Below are 13,813 nucleotides of genomic sequence, written 5' to 3'. Positions count from 1 at the left end.
ATGTACGAAACCTACTACGGATTGTCCGCCAAGCCGTTCCAGCTCCGGCCGGACCCCCACTTCTTCTTCGGATCCAAGGGCCACAAGCGCGCCATGGCCTACCTCGAGTACGGCCTGTCCCAGGGCGAGGGCTTCATCGTCATCACCGGCGAAGTCGGCGCCGGCAAGACCACCCTGGTGCGCAACCTGTTCAACCGGCTGCCGTCCGACCAGATCGTCGCGGCCCACATCGTCAACACCAGCCTCGATCCCGAGGATACGCTGCGCATGGTGGTGTCGGCCTTCGGCCTGCCCTACGAGGGCGCCAGCAAGGCCGAGCTGCTCAACCGCCTCGAACTGTTCCTGCGCACCGTCGACCGCCAGGGCCAGCGCGCCCTGCTGGTGATCGACGAAGCCCAGAACCTGAACGCGCGCACGGTCGAGGAACTGCGCATGCTGTCGAACTTCCAGACCGACGACCGCTCGCTGCTGCAGACCTTCCTGCTCGGCCAGCCGGAGTTCCGCGCCACCCTGCACAGCCCCACCATGCAGCAGCTGCGCCAGCGCGTGATCGCCAGCTACCACCTGGGCCCGATGGATGCGCAGGAAACCCGCGCCTACGTCGAGCACCGCATGGCCACCGTCGGCTGGAATGGCGACCCCAGCCTGGACGAAGGCGCGCACGCGGCGGTGTACGCCTACAGCGGCGGCATCCCGCGCAAGACCAACACCCTGATGGACCGCGTGCTCCTGATGGGCTACCTGGAAGAGATGCACGCCTTCACCGAGGCCGACATCGGCGAGGTGGTGCGCGACATCGACCAGGAATTCCAGCTGCCGGACGAAGGCGAGCTGCCGGGCGCCGGCCTGCCGGCGGCGAACGCCGCCACCGCCCTCGCGGAAGAGCCGCCGCGCACCGGCGCCAGCGTCGAGCTGCTCGACGAACGCATGATGCGCCTCGAGAAATCGATCGTCTCGGTACTGTCGATCCTGAAGAAAATCGTCGCCACGCCGCAGGGCGCGGCGGCCCAGCAGATGGATAACCAGGAATGAAGATGCAAGCCCCCGCAGCCCGGCCGGCGCCCGGTCCCGGCCAGCGCCTGCGCAACGCCATGACCTGCGACGTCGAGGATTACTTCCAGGTCTCCGCCTTTGCACCGTACATCCCGCGCGACAGCTGGCCGGCGCGCGAATGCCGGGTCGAAGCCAACGTCGAGCGCATCCTGGCGCTGTTCGAGCGCCACGGGGTGCGCGCCACCTTCTTCACCCTCGGCTGGATCGCCGAGCGCTATCCGGCCATGGTGCGGCGCATCGTCGCCGGCGGCCACGAACTGGCCAGCCACGGCTATGGCCACCTGCGCGCCTCGGACCAGAGCCGCGCCGAGTTCGACAACGACATCCGTTCCAGCAAGGCGCTGCTGGAAGACATCGGCGGCCAGGCGGTGCTCGGCTACCGCGCGCCCAGCTTCTCGATCGGCCACGGCAACCTGTGGGCGCTCGACGCCCTGGTCGAGGCGGGCTACCGCTACAGCTCCAGCATCTACCCGATCGCGCACGACCACTACGGCATGCCGGACGCGCCGCGCTTCGCGTTCTACCCGAACGGACCGGACGGCCTGCTCGAAGTGCCGATCACGACGGTCAAGCTGGCGGGCCGCAACCTGCCGGCCGGCGGCGGCGGCTACTTCCGCCTGCTGCCCTACCTGCTGTCGCGCTGGATGATGGAGAAGGTCAACCGCGACGACCGCGAACCCGCCCTGTTCTACTTTCACCCATGGGAGATCGATCCCGGACAGCCACGCCCGCAAGGCCTGGGCGCCAAGGCGCGCTTCCGCCACTACGTCAACATCGAGCGCATGGAGAAACGCCTCGAGCTTCTCGCCCGCGACTTCGCGTGGGACCGCATGGACCGCATCTTCCTGAGCTGAGCATGAACCTGATTACTGAAGCCGCACAAGCCAAGCGCGCGGCCCCGGTCACCGCGACCGGCCCGCGCACCCTGCACCTGATGCAACCGCGCGATCGCGCCCGCTGGGACGCCTTCGTGCGCGCCTGCCCGGAAGCGACCTTCTTCCACCTGTCCGGCTGGCAGAAAGTGCTGGAACAGTCGTTCGGCATCCGCACCTGGTTCTACTACGTCGAGCAGGACGGCCAGATCCAGGGCGTGCTGCCGCTGGCCGAGATCAAGAGCCGCCTGTTCGGCCATTCGCTGGGCGCGATGCCGTTCTGCGTGTACGGCGGCGTGGCCGCGATCGACGACGCCGCGCGTCCCCTGCTCGACCTGGCCGCGCACGAACTGGCGCTCAGGCTGGGCGTCGGCCACCTGGAATACCGCGGCATGCAGCGCGCCCATCCGGACGACCCGAGCTGGCACACCAGGGAGCTGTACGTCACCTTCCGCAAGGAGATCACCGGCGACGACGAGACCAACATGACCGCCATCCCGCGCAAGCAGCGCGCGATGGTGCGCAAGGGGATCAAGCATGGCCTCATCGGCGAGATCGACGACAACGTCGACCGCATGTTCGACGCCTATGCCCACAGCGTGCTGCGCCTGGGCACCCCGGTGTTCCCGAAGAAGTACTTCGCCATGCTGCTGGACGTGTTCGGCGACGAATGCGAGGTGCGCACCGTCACCACCGCCGACGGCCAGCTGGTGGGCTCGGTGCTGTCGTTCTACTGGCGCGACGAGGTGGTTCCGTACTACGGCGGCGGCACCGAGCTGGCGCGCCACACGGCCGGCAACGACTTCCTGTACTGGAACCTGATGCAGGCGGCCGCCGCCCGCGGCTGCCGCGTCTTCGACTACGGACGCAGCAAGATCGGCACCGGCGCCTACGACTTCAAGAAGAACTGGGGCTTCACCGCCACGCCGCTGCCCTACGAATACAAGCTGTATGCCGCGAACCAGCTGCCGGACAACAATCCGCTGAATCCGAAATACCAGCTGTTCATCAAGATGTGGAAGAAGCTGCCGCTGCCGGTGGCGAACTTCCTCGGCCCGTACATCGTCCGCAACCTGGGGTAATGCCGTGGAAGACCTGCTGCTGCTGATACACCGGATCCCCTACCCGCCGAACAAGGGTGACAAGATCCGGTCCTACCACCTGCTGAAGCACCTGGCGCGCGACTACAAGGTGCACCTGGCTACTTTTGTCGACGACGCCGACGACTGGCAGCACGTGCCGAAGGTGGAAGCCTTGTGCGCGAGCAGCCATTTCGCGACCCTGAATCCGCTTCTTGCGCGGGTGCGCAGCCTGGGCGCGCTGGTCAAGGGACGCTCGCTCTCGCTGGACTACTACCGCGACGGCGAAATGCAGCGCTGGGTCGACCAGACCGTGGCCGCCCACAAGATCGAGCGGGTGCTGGTGTTCTCGTCGGCGATGGCGCAGTACGCCGACCGCTTCCCCGGCGCGCGCCGCGTGGTCGACTTCTGCGATGTCGATTCCGACAAGTGGCGCCAGTACGCCGACAAGAAATCCTGGCCGATGAGCTGGCTGTACCGCCACGAGGCGCGCCAGCTGCTCCACTACGAGCGCCAGGTGGCGCGCGAGTACGACGCCTCGCTGTTCGTGTCGGGCCCCGAGGCCGACCTGTTCCGCAAGCTGGCCCCGGAAAGCGACGCCAAGATCGGCTTCTTCACCAACGGCGTCGACACCGACTACTTCACGCCCGCCGGCAGCTACGCCAGCCCGTTTGCGCCGGGCGAGTGCGCCGTCGTGTTCACCGGCGCGATGGACTACTGGCCGAACGTGGACGCGGTGCAGTGGTTCGCGGCCGAAGCCATGCCGATCCTGCGCGCGCGCCATCCCGACCTGCGGTTCTACATCGTCGGCGCCCGTCCCACGGCGGCGGTGCAGGAACTGGCGCGCCTGCCCGGCGTCAAGGTGACCGGCACGGTGCCGGACGTGCGCCCCTACATCGCCCACGCCAGGGCGGCGGTGGCGCCGCTGCGCATCGCGCGCGGCATCCAGAACAAGGTGCTCGAGGCGATGGCGATGGCCACTCCGGTGGTGGTGTCGCCGCAGGCGCTGGAAGGCATCGACGCCGAGCCGGGCCGCGAACTGGTGCTGGCCGAAGACGGCGCCGGCTTCGCCGACGCCGTCGCCGCCCTGCTGGAACGCCAGGACAACGAGATCGGCCTGGCCGCGCGCGCCCGGGTCGAATGCAAGTATAGCTGGTCCAGCAACCTGGCCTGCATTGGGGAGCGTCTCGAATGTATCTGAAACCGCCGCCGGGCGTGGTGCATGCCCCCGCCCCCCTGTCGCGCACCGGCATCGCGCTGCTGGCGCTGGCCATGCTGGCCCCGTTCGTGCTGTACTTCCAGACCGCCGGCTCGATGGTCTCGATCTGGAACAGTTCCGAGACCTTCGCCCACGGCTACGTGATCCTGCCGATCAGCCTGTGGCTGATCTGGCGCCGCCGCGAGAACTTCAGCCTGATCCCGGCGCGTCCGTATGCGCCGGCGCTGCTGCTGCTGCTGCTTGCCGGCGCCGCCTGGATGGCGGGGCGCATGGGCGACGTGCAGGTGGTGATGCAGTACGCCTTCGTGGCCATGCTCCCGGCCGCGGCGCTGGCCCTGTTCGGCCCGCGCCTGGCCGGTTCGCTCGCCTTCCCGCTGCTGTTCCTGCTGTTCGCGGTGCCGTTCGGCGAGATCTTCGTCGAACCGCTGATCCACTTCACCGCCGACTTCACCATCTGGGCGGTGCAGGCGACCGGCATCCCGGTGCTGCGCAACGGCACCCGCTTCGAACTGCCGACCGGCAGCTGGTCGGTGGTCGAGGCCTGCAGCGGCATCCGCTACCTGATCTCGTCGATCACGCTGGGCTCCCTGTACGCCTACCTGACCTACCGCTCGAACCTGCGCCGCACCGTGTTCATCGCCCTGTCGGTGGTGGTGCCGATCGTCGCCAACGGCCTGCGCGCCTACATGATCGTGATGATCGGCCACAGCAGCGGCATGGAACTGGCCACCGGCGTCGACCACATCATCTACGGCTGGCTGTTCTTCGGCCTGATCATGTTCCTCATGTTCTGGATCGGCAGCTACTGGCGCCAGGACGAACAGCCGGCCGCCGAACGCGCCGTGGCCGCCGGTTCGTTCCCGGATGCGCCCGGCCGCTTGGCGCCGATGGCGGCGGCGGTGGTCGCCCTGGCCGCGCTGTGGCCGGCCTTCGCCGCCTTCAGCGACCGCGCCAACCACAATCCGGCGCAGGTCCGGCTGGCCGAGCCGGCCCTGTCCTGGCAGGTGGCGGCCGGCTTCCCGGACTGGGAAGTGCGCTACATGGAGCCGGATGCGCAGCTGGCGCGCACCTACGAGCGCGCCGGCCTCGATCGCAAGGTGCGCCTGCAGCTGCTGTACTACCGCAACCAGACCAAGGAGAAAGGCCTGATCAGCTCGGTAAACCGCCTGACCGCCGAACGCGACGCCTTCCACCCGCTGTCGAGCCGCGTGGTAAGCGAACAGGCGGGGGACCGCGTCCTGCCGCTGCGCGAAACCGTGCTGCAGGGACCGGACGGGAACATCCTGGTCTGGCAGGTGATGTGGATCGACGGCCAGTACACCGCCAGCAACGTGGACGGCAAGCTGCGCCAGGCCGGCGCCCGGCTGCGCTTGCGCGGCGACGACGGCGCCATGATCGCGCTGGCCGCGCCGTTCAGCGACAGCAAGGACCAGGCGCGCGCCGCGCTGCGCGCCTTCGTGGCCGACAACTTCGGAGCGCTCGACACGGCGCTGGCGGCAACCCGGGGACGCTGAACATGGCTGCCGTCACCGTTTCCACGCCCCAGCCGCCGCTGATCGTGCACCTGATCTACCGCCTCGACATCGGCGGGCTGGAGACGCTGCTGGTCGACACCATCAACCGCATGCCGGCCCACCATTACCGGCACGCGGTGGTCTGCCTGACCGACTACACCGACTTCGCCCAGCGCATCGTCCGTCCCGGCGTCGAGCTGTTCGCGCTGCACAAGCCGCCGGGAGCGGGCCTCGGCACCCACGCCGACCTGTACCGGCTGCTGCGCCGCCTGCGCCCGGCGATCCTGCACACCTACAACCTGGGCACGATCGAATACGCGGCGACCGCCTTCGTCGCCGGCGTGCCGGTGCGGGTGCACGCCGAGCATGGACGCGATGCGCGCGATCCGCAGGGACTGAACCGCAAGCACAACCTGCTGCGCCGCGCCGTCGCGCCCCTGATCGACCGCATCGTCCCGGTGTCGCGCGACCTGCGCACCTGGCTGCGCGACGTGGTCGGGATCCCGCAGGACAAGCTGCTGCTGATCGACAACGGGGTCGACACCGGGCGCTTCCGTCCAGCAACGCCCGGCGCGCCGGCCCAAGAGCCCTGGCAGGACGATCCGCAGGCCTTCGTGATCGGCACCGTCGGCCGCCTGCAGGACGTGAAGGACCAGGCCACCCTGGTCGCCGCCTTCGCCCGCCTGCGCGCCCTGCTGCCGGGCCAGAAGCTGCGCCTGGTGCTGGTCGGCGACGGCCCGCTGCGCGAGCGCCTCGGCGCCCAGGTGGCGCAGCTCGGCCTGCAGGACAGCGTGTGGCTGGCCGGGCCGCGCAGCGACGTCGCTCCGGCCATGCGCAGCTTTTCGCTGTTCGCCCTGTCCTCGATCGCCGAGGGCACGCCGGTGACCCTGCTGGAAGCGATGGCAAGCGGCCTGCCGGTGGTCGCGACCGCGGTCGGCGGCATCCCCGACCTGGTGGCCGACGGCGCCACCGGCGCCCTGGTGCCGGCGGGCGATCCGGAGCGGCTGGCGGCGGCGCTGGCCGGCTATGTGCGGGACCGCAAGCGCGCGCGCCTCCACGGCGCGGCCGGACGCGCGCGCATCGAACAGCAGTACAGCATGCAGGCCATGCTGGCGGCCTACGTCGCCTTGTACGACGGGCTGTGCCAAACCAAGACCAAGACAAAAAAGGCGATCACACCATGTGCGGAATAGTTGGAATTTTTGACATGCAGGGCGGTCGCACGATCGACCGCGACCTGCTGCACCGGATGAACGAAAGCCAGTTCCACCGCGGGCCGGTCGAAGGCGACCTGCACCTGGAGCCGGGACTGGCCTTCGGCCACCGCCGCCTGTCGATCATCGCCCTGGAAGCGGGCCTGCAGCCGCTGTTCAACGAGGACGACAGCATCGCCCTGGTGTTCAACGGCGAGATCTACAACTTCCGCGAGCTGCGCACCGAGCTGCAGGGGCTGGGACACACATTCCGCACCCCGTCCGACAGCGAGACCATCGTCCACGCCTGGGAGCAATGGGGCGAGGACTGCGTCACCCACCTGCGCGGCATGTTCGCGTTCGCGATCTGGGACCGCCCGCGCCGGACGCTGTTCCTGGCGCGCGACCGCATCGGCATCAAGCCGATGCATTACGCCGTGCTGCCGGACGGGATGTTCGCCTTCGGCTCCGAGCTCAAGTCGCTGCTGTCGCTGCCGAACCTGAAGCGCGAGATCGACCCGCTGGCGGTCGAGGAGTATTTCGCCTACGGCTACGTGCCGGAGCCGCGCACCATCTTCACCAGCGCCCACAAGCTGCTGCCCGGCCACACCCTGACCCTGCGCGTCGGCCAGCCGCTGCCGAAGTCGAAGCAGTTCTGGGACGTGCCGTTCAAGCCGCACCTGGGCATGACCGACCGCGACATCGAGGGCGAACTGGTCGTGCGCCTGCGCGAGGCGGTCGAGAGCCACCTGATCGCCGACGTGCCGCTGGGCGCCTTCCTGTCGGGCGGCGTCGACTCGAGCGCGATCGTGGCGATGATGGCCGGGATCGGCAGCGAGCCGGTCAACACCTGCTCGATCGCCTTCAACGACCCGGCCTTCGACGAATCCGACTACGCGCGCCAGGTGGCCGAGCGCTACCGGACGAATCACCAGTGCGAGACCGTCGACAAGGACGACTACGGCCTGCTCGACACCCTGGCCGCGCTGTACGACGAGCCCTATGCCGACAGCTCGGCGATCCCGACCTACCGCGTCTGCCAGCTGGCCAGGAAGCGCGTCACGGTGGCCCTGTCGGGCGACGGCGGCGACGAGAACTTCGCCGGCTATCGCCGCCACCGCATGGCGATGGGCGAGGAAAGGGTGCGCTCGATGCTGCCGCTGGCGGTGCGCAAGCCCGTGTTCGGCCTGCTGGGCAAGGCCTACCCGAAGGCCGACTGGGCGCCGCGCGTGTTCCGCGCCAAGACCACCTTCGAGGCGCTGGCGCGCGACCTGACCGAGGGCTACTTCCACGGCGTGTCGATCAACAACGACCGGGTGCGCAGCCAGCTGTTCTCGGAGAGCTTCCGCCAGCGCCTGCAGGGCTACCGCGCGGTCGAGGTGATGCGCGGCTACGCCGCCCAGTCCCCGACCGACGATCCGCTGTCCCTGATCCAGTACCTCGACATGAAGACCTACCTGCCGGGCGACATCCTGACCAAGGTCGACCGCGCCAGCATGGCGCACGCGCTCGAAGTGCGGGTGCCGCTGCTCGACCACCAGTTCGTGGAATGGGTGTCGGGCCTGCCATCGACCTCGAAGCTGCGCAACGGCGAAGGCAAGCACATTTTCAAGAAGGCCCTGCAGCCCTACCTGTCGGACGACATCCTGTACCGCAAGAAGCAGGGCTTCTCGATCCCGCTGGCCGCCTGGCTGCGCGGACCGCTGCTCGAATCGATGCGGCGCGCCGTGCTGAATCCGGCCCTGCTCGACACCGGCATCTTCAACGCCGGCTACCTGAAACAGATGGTCGACGAACACCAGGCCCGTACCAAGGATCACAGCACGGCGCTGTGGTCGGTCCTGATGTTCGACGCTTTCCTGCGCAAGAACGGCGCGGCCGCCGCCGCCTAATGGAGTATAGGAGTTATACAACGCCATGCGAGTCCTTCACGTCCTCGATCATTCGATCCCGCTGCACAGCGGCTACACCTTCCGCACCCGCTCGATCCTGCGCGAACAGCGCGCGCTCGGCTGGGAAACCTTCCACATCACCAGCTCCAAGCAGAATTCCGGCGACCAGCGCGACGAAACCGTCGACGGCCTGCACTTCTACCGCACGCCGCTGTCGAACAGCGCGCTGGCGAAGCTGCCCCTGCTGAACCACAAGGAGGTCATCGATGGCCTCGGCCGCCGGCTGGACGAGATCATCCCGCAGATCAAGCCGGACGTGCTGCACGCCCACTCCCCCAGCCTGAACGCGATCGCGGCGCTGCGTGCCGGAAAAAAGTTCGGCATCCCCGTGGTGTATGAGGTGCGCGCGTTCTGGGAGGACGCCGCCGTCGACCACGGGACCAGCACCGAGAACGGCCTGCGCTACCGCGCCACGCGCGCGCTCGAGACCTATGCGCTGCGCCGCGCCGACGCCGTCACCACCATCTGCGAAGGCCTGCGCAAGGACATCGTCGCGCGCGGCATCCCGGAGGACAAGGTCACGGTGATCCCGAACTCGGTCGACCTCGACAAGTTCGCGGTCGGCGGCAGCGCCGACCAGGAGCTGAAGGGCAAGCTGGGCCTGCAGGGCTCGCGCCTGATCGGCTTCATCGGCTCGTTCTACGCCTACGAGGGCCTGGACATCCTGCTGCGCGCGGTGCCGAAGCTGGTGGCGCGCCTGCCCGACCTGCGCGTGCTGCTGGTCGGCGGCGGCCCGCAGGACGCCCAGCTGCGCCAGCTGGCGAAGGACCTGGGCATCACCGACAAGGTGGTGTTCACCGGCCGCGTGCCGCACGACCAGGTGCAGAAATACTACGACCTGCTCGACGTGCTGGTGTATCCGCGCCTGTCGATGCGCCTGACCGACCTGGTGACCCCGCTCAAGCCGCTCGAGGCGATGGCCCAGGGCCGGATCCTGGCCGCCTCCGACGTCGGCGGCCACCTGGAGCTGATCGCCGACGGCAAGACCGGCGTGCTGTTCAGGGCCGACGATCCGGATTCGCTGGCCGACAAGGTCGGCGCCCTGCTCGAGGAGCAAAGCCAGTGGCCTGCGCTGCGCGCGGCCGGCCGCCGGTACGTGGAGAACGAGCGCAACTGGCCGGGCACGGTGGCGCGCTACAAGAAGATCTACGGCCGCCTGACGGGGTTCCAGCCCGCATGAAGATCCTGACCTTCAGCACCCTGTTCCCGAACCTGGAAAAGCCGGGCCACGGGATCTTCGTCGAGACCCGCCTGCGCCACCTGGCCGCCGGCGGGCAGGTCGAGGCGCGCGTGGTCGCGCCGGTGCCCTGGTTTCCGTCGTCGAACCCGCGTTTCGGCGACTACGCGAAGATGGCCAGGGTGCCGCGCCATGAAGTGCGCCACGGCCTGCAGGTGGCGCATCCGCGCTACCCGGTGCTGCCCAAGGTCGGCATGAACCTGGCCCCGCTGCTGCTGGCCCAGGCGGTCAAGCCGGCGATCGCGCGCATCATCGACGAGGGTTACGACTTCGACCTGATCGACGCGCATTATTTCTACCCCGACGGCGTGGCCGCCGCCATGCTGGCGCGCCGCTTCAACAAGCCGCTGGTGATCACCGCGCGCGGCTCGGACATCACCCTGCTGCCGCAGTACCCGCTGCCGCGCCGCATGATCCAGTGGGCGGCGCGCCGCGCCGACGCCGTGATCACGGTCTGCAATGCGCTGCGCGACGAAGTGGTGGCGCTGGGCGTGGACGCGCAGCGCGTGACTTCGCTGCGCAACGGCGTCGACCTCAAGCTGTTCCAGCCGGTCGAGCGCCAGCCGAACCCGGAATTCACCCTGCTGAGCGTCGGCCACCTGGTGGCGGTCAAGGCCCAGGAGCTGATCATCGGCGCGCTGCCGCTGCTGCCGGGCGTGCGCCTGGTGCTGGCCGGCGACGGCCCCAACCGCGCGATGCTGGAAAACCTGGCGCGCGACCTGCAGGTGGCGCAGCGCGTCACCTTCCTCGGCGCCGTGCCCCAGGCGCAGCTGCGCGAGCACTACGGCCGCGCCGACGCCCTGGTGCTGGCCTCCAGCCGCGAAGGCTGGGCCAACGTATTGCTTGAAGCCATGGCCTGCGGCACCCCGGTGGTGGCCAGCCGCGTGTACGGCACGCCGGAAGTGGTGGCGGCGCCGGAAGCGGGCGTATTGATGGCCGAGCGCAGCCCGCAGGGCGTGGCCGACGCCGTGAACGCCCTGCGCGCCGCCTATCCGGACCGCGCGGCCACGCGCCGCTATGCGGAACGCTTCAGCTGGGACGACACCACCGCCGGCCAGTTGCGCATCTTCGGCGACGTGCTGGCACAACGCCACGCGCAAGCGGCGCGCGTATTGTCGTGTTAAAGCGACCAAGTTTTTTGGAAGTAAGGATAAGATGGACTCGATTCTGTATGCCCTCGACCTGATCCTGGTCACCGGACTGTGCTTCTGGGCTTTGCGGGAAGACAGCGACAACAAGCGTACCAACGCCAAGAGGAAGAACAAGGACTAGACGATGCGCGACCTTATCCTGCTCGGCCTCTTGCCGCTCATGCTGTATGCGATGGCCAAACGGCCCTTCATCGCGCTCGGCATGTGGGTCTGGACTGCGCTGTTCTTCCCGAACGGCTGGGTCTACGGCCCCGCATCGAGCCTGCGCTACAACCTGCTGTTCAGCCTGGTGACGATCCTGGGCTACCTGATCATGAAGCACAAGCCGAAGTTCCAGCCGGGCGCCCTGGGCATGTTCGTGGTCGCCTTCTTCCTCTGGACCACCGCCAGCACCGTCACGGGCATCGGCCCTCCGGACGTGATGTGGGAGATCTGGAGCCGCTTCGCGAAAATCGTCCTGCTATTCATCTTCGTCCTCCTGATCGTCGAGAAGAAGCTGCACGTCGACTTCCTGCTGTGGTGCGTGGTGCTGTCGGTCGGCTTCTACGCCAACCTCGAGGCGTCGAAGTTCATCCTCTCCGGCGGCGGCCACAAGATCGCCGGCATGAGCGGCCACGTGCTGGGCGACCGCAACGAGCTGTCGATCGCATTCTGCATGACCCTGCCGATCTGCTATTACCTGCTGGGAGACTACGGCAAGCGTTCGACCCTGGTGCGCCTCGGGCTGCTCGGCACCATCGCGCTGCTGGTGCTCGGCGTCGTCGGCACCCAGTCGCGCGGCGGCTTCATCGCCCTGCTGGCCCTCGCCGGCTATTTGTTCCTCAAGAGCGAACGCAAGATCCTGATGGGCATCCTCGGCATCGCGCTGATCGCCGTCGTCGCGCACCTGGCGTCGGATGAATGGACCGGCCGCATCAACACCATCGAGACCGCTTCCGAGGACGCCTCGTTCATGGGCCGCGTGGTCGCCTGGAAGCTCAGCTTCATCCTGGCGATGGACAATCCGCTGCTGGGCGGCGGCTTCAAGTCGCTCGAATATTCCCCGAACTGGATCGCGCTGTCGAACCACTTCTTCTCGTATCCGTGGTTCTACACCGGCGACGCGCTGCCCAATCCCGAGATCGCCCGCGCCGCGCACAGCGTCTACTTCCAGGTGCTCGGCGAGCATGGCTTCGTCGGCCTCGCGCTCTACCTGGCGATCCTGTCCAGCGCATTCTTCAAGGCCGGCAGCGTGGCCAGGCGCGCGCGCCGGGTCGGCGCCCCGGACTGGGTGCGCTCGATGGCGACCATGCTCCAGCTCAGCATCTTCACCTTCGCCCTCGGCGCGGCGGCGCTCAGTTTCGCTTATTTCGACCTCATCTTCGCGCTGATCGGGGTCGTGCTCGTGCTCGACAAGCGCATCCTCCCGGCGCTGACACCGGCTTCCGCACCGGCCGTCCCGCGCTCCAACCAGATCCGCCTTCAAACATCATGACAGCAAAGACGACACATTCCCTCCTGACCGGGCAAGTGCTGCGCAGTCTCGGCGGCGCCGTCGGGCGCACGATAGGCAAGAACCGCGTGTGCGTGATCACCTACCACCGCGTGCTGCCCACGCCGGAACCGCTGCTGGCGTCGGAACCCGACATCGTCAAGTTCCGCTGGCAAATGGAGCTGCTGGCGCGCTGCTTTCGCGTGATGCCCCTGCACGATGCCTTGCGGGCGGTCGAAGCCGGCAAGGTGCCGGGCCGCGCCGTCTGCATCACCTTCGACGACGGCTACCGCTCGGTCCACGACCTGGCGGCGCCGATCCTGCGCGAATTCGGCCTGCCCGCCACGGTGTTCGTCGCCAGCGGCTACATCGACCGGGGCAGCATGTGGAACGACCGCATCATCGAAGCGGTGCGCGCCCTCCCGGCGGGACAGCTCGATCTCAGCGGGATGGACCTGGGCACGTATACGCTGGGCGGCGTCGAGGACCGCCTGCAGGCGGTCGAACTGCTGGTCGAACGCTCCAAGTACCTGCCGCCGGCCGCCCGCGAGCAAGCCATCGAGCGGCTGGAGGCGCTGGCCGGCATCGACCCGGAGCAGAAACCGATGATGACCCGCGACATGCTCCTGGGCCTCGACCGCCAGGGCATCGAGATCGGCGCCCACACCGTCTCCCATCCCATCCTCACCAGTCTCGACGACGACAGCGCGCGCCACGAAATCGCGGAGGGCAAGGCGCAACTGGAGTCCATCCTCGGCAAGCCGGTGCGGCTGTTTGCCTACCCCAACGGCAAGGTCGGCAAGGATTTCGACGAGCGCCACGTCGCGATGGTGCGCGAGGAAGGCTTCAGCGCCGCCTTCACGACCGCGATCGGCGCGCTGGCGTCCGGGCAGGACCGCTACCAGCTGCCGCGCGGCCGTCCCTGGGACGAACGCCCGCTGATGTTCGGTTTGCGCCTGCTGAGCTGGCTTGCACAGAAAAACCCGTAACACCTGCTGGTGAATTGCAAAACCGGGGCGCCTCGCGCCCTGATCAAGTGGATATTGAAAAAGAATGAACAAACGTGCATTAC

General features: G+C 68.2%; 11 protein-coding genes. All 11 read left to right on the top strand.

What is annotated here, in order from left to right:
• The 11 genes from H162_RS0120660 (at position 1) to H162_RS0120605 (ending at position 13,730) form a co-directional block, all read left to right on the top strand.
• Positions 1-1,032 (top strand): XrtA/PEP-CTERM system-associated ATPase, encoded by a 1,032-nt coding sequence (locus tag H162_RS0120660; protein ID WP_020655401.1) that lies wholly within the window; start codon positions 1-3, stop codon positions 1,030-1,032.
• A complete protein-coding gene (locus H162_RS0120655) occupies positions 1,029-1,907 on the top strand; it encodes an XrtA system polysaccharide deacetylase (RefSeq protein WP_020655400.1) in 879 nt (292 codons plus the stop codon). The genes H162_RS0120660 and H162_RS0120655 overlap by 4 nt, the downstream gene beginning before the upstream one ends.
• A 2-nt stretch (positions 1,908-1,909) precedes the next feature.
• Positions 1,910-3,007: a FemAB family XrtA/PEP-CTERM system-associated protein gene (locus H162_RS0120650; protein WP_020655399.1), complete on the top strand. Its 1,098-nt coding sequence runs from the start codon at positions 1,910-1,912 to the stop codon at positions 3,005-3,007.
• 4 nt (positions 3,008-3,011) lie between these two features.
• A complete protein-coding gene (locus tag H162_RS0120645) occupies positions 3,012-4,205 on the top strand; it encodes a TIGR03087 family PEP-CTERM/XrtA system glycosyltransferase (protein WP_020655398.1) in 1,194 nt (397 codons plus the stop codon).
• The gene (gene xrtA / locus H162_RS0120640) at positions 4,196-5,737 is read left to right on the top strand and encodes an exosortase A (RefSeq protein ID WP_020655397.1); all 1,542 of its coding nucleotides are present in this window, start codon (positions 4,196-4,198) and stop codon (positions 5,735-5,737) included. The genes H162_RS0120645 and xrtA overlap by 10 nt, the downstream gene beginning before the upstream one ends.
• Before the next feature lie 2 nt (positions 5,738-5,739).
• Positions 5,740-6,930 carry a TIGR03088 family PEP-CTERM/XrtA system glycosyltransferase gene (locus H162_RS0120635; protein ID WP_020655396.1) on the top strand — a complete coding sequence of 397 codons (1,191 nt, stop codon included), beginning with the start codon at positions 5,740-5,742 and terminating at the stop codon, positions 6,928-6,930.
• Positions 6,918-8,822: an XrtA/PEP-CTERM system amidotransferase gene (locus H162_RS0120630; RefSeq protein WP_026354890.1), complete on the top strand. Its 1,905-nt coding sequence runs from the start codon at positions 6,918-6,920 to the stop codon at positions 8,820-8,822. The genes H162_RS0120635 and H162_RS0120630 overlap by 13 nt, the downstream gene beginning before the upstream one ends.
• Positions 8,823-8,847: 25 nt before the next feature.
• Positions 8,848-10,062, top strand: coding sequence for a TIGR04063 family PEP-CTERM/XrtA system glycosyltransferase (locus H162_RS0120625; protein WP_020655394.1), 1,215 nt, complete (start codon positions 8,848-8,850; stop codon positions 10,060-10,062).
• Complete coding sequence (locus H162_RS0120620; RefSeq protein WP_020655393.1) at positions 10,059-11,243, top strand: glycosyltransferase family 4 protein; 1,185 nt, start codon at positions 10,059-10,061, stop codon at positions 11,241-11,243. The genes H162_RS0120625 and H162_RS0120620 overlap by 4 nt, the downstream gene beginning before the upstream one ends.
• 151 nt (positions 11,244-11,394) lie before the next feature.
• Positions 11,395-12,744 carry a putative O-glycosylation ligase, exosortase A system-associated gene (locus H162_RS0120610; RefSeq protein ID WP_020655391.1) on the top strand — a complete coding sequence of 450 codons (1,350 nt, stop codon included), beginning with the start codon at positions 11,395-11,397 and terminating at the stop codon, positions 12,742-12,744.
• On the top strand, positions 12,741-13,730 hold the full coding sequence (locus tag H162_RS0120605) for a polysaccharide deacetylase family protein (protein WP_084677076.1): 990 nt from the start codon (positions 12,741-12,743) through the stop codon (positions 13,728-13,730). The genes H162_RS0120610 and H162_RS0120605 overlap by 4 nt, the downstream gene beginning before the upstream one ends.
• Positions 13,731-13,813: the final 83 nt, after the last annotated feature.

Origin of the sequence: Massilia niastensis DSM 21313 (assembly GCF_000382345.1) — a bacterium.
Taxonomy (GTDB): Bacteria; Pseudomonadota; Gammaproteobacteria; order Burkholderiales; family Burkholderiaceae_D; genus Telluria; species Telluria niastensis.
The sequence above is the reverse complement of the archived record's forward strand: the minus strand, read 5'-3'. Positions and strand labels throughout refer to the sequence as shown.

Bases quoted from the DNA above. Each gene is read 5' to 3' on its own strand.
- H162_RS0120650 (WP_020655399.1), top strand. From the start codon at position 1,910: ATGAACCTGATTACTGAAGCCGCACAAGCCAAGCGCGCGGCCCCGGTC.
- H162_RS0120605 (WP_084677076.1), top strand. From the start codon at position 12,741: ATGACAGCAAAGACGACACATTCCCTCCTGACCGGGCAAGTGCTGCGC.
- H162_RS0120620 (WP_020655393.1), top strand. From the start codon at position 10,059: ATGAAGATCCTGACCTTCAGCACCCTGTTCCCGAACCTGGAAAAGCCG.
- H162_RS0120635 (WP_020655396.1), top strand. From the start codon at position 5,740: ATGGCTGCCGTCACCGTTTCCACGCCCCAGCCGCCGCTGATCGTGCAC.
- xrtA (WP_020655397.1), top strand. From the start codon at position 4,196: ATGTATCTGAAACCGCCGCCGGGCGTGGTGCATGCCCCCGCCCCCCTG.
- H162_RS0120660 (WP_020655401.1), top strand. From the start codon at position 1: ATGTACGAAACCTACTACGGATTGTCCGCCAAGCCGTTCCAGCTCCGG.
- H162_RS0120655 (WP_020655400.1), top strand. From the start codon at position 1,029: ATGAAGATGCAAGCCCCCGCAGCCCGGCCGGCGCCCGGTCCCGGCCAG.
- H162_RS0120625 (WP_020655394.1), top strand. From the start codon at position 8,848: ATGCGAGTCCTTCACGTCCTCGATCATTCGATCCCGCTGCACAGCGGC.
- H162_RS0120630 (WP_026354890.1), top strand. From the start codon at position 6,918: ATGTGCGGAATAGTTGGAATTTTTGACATGCAGGGCGGTCGCACGATC.
- H162_RS0120610 (WP_020655391.1), top strand. From the start codon at position 11,395: ATGCGCGACCTTATCCTGCTCGGCCTCTTGCCGCTCATGCTGTATGCG.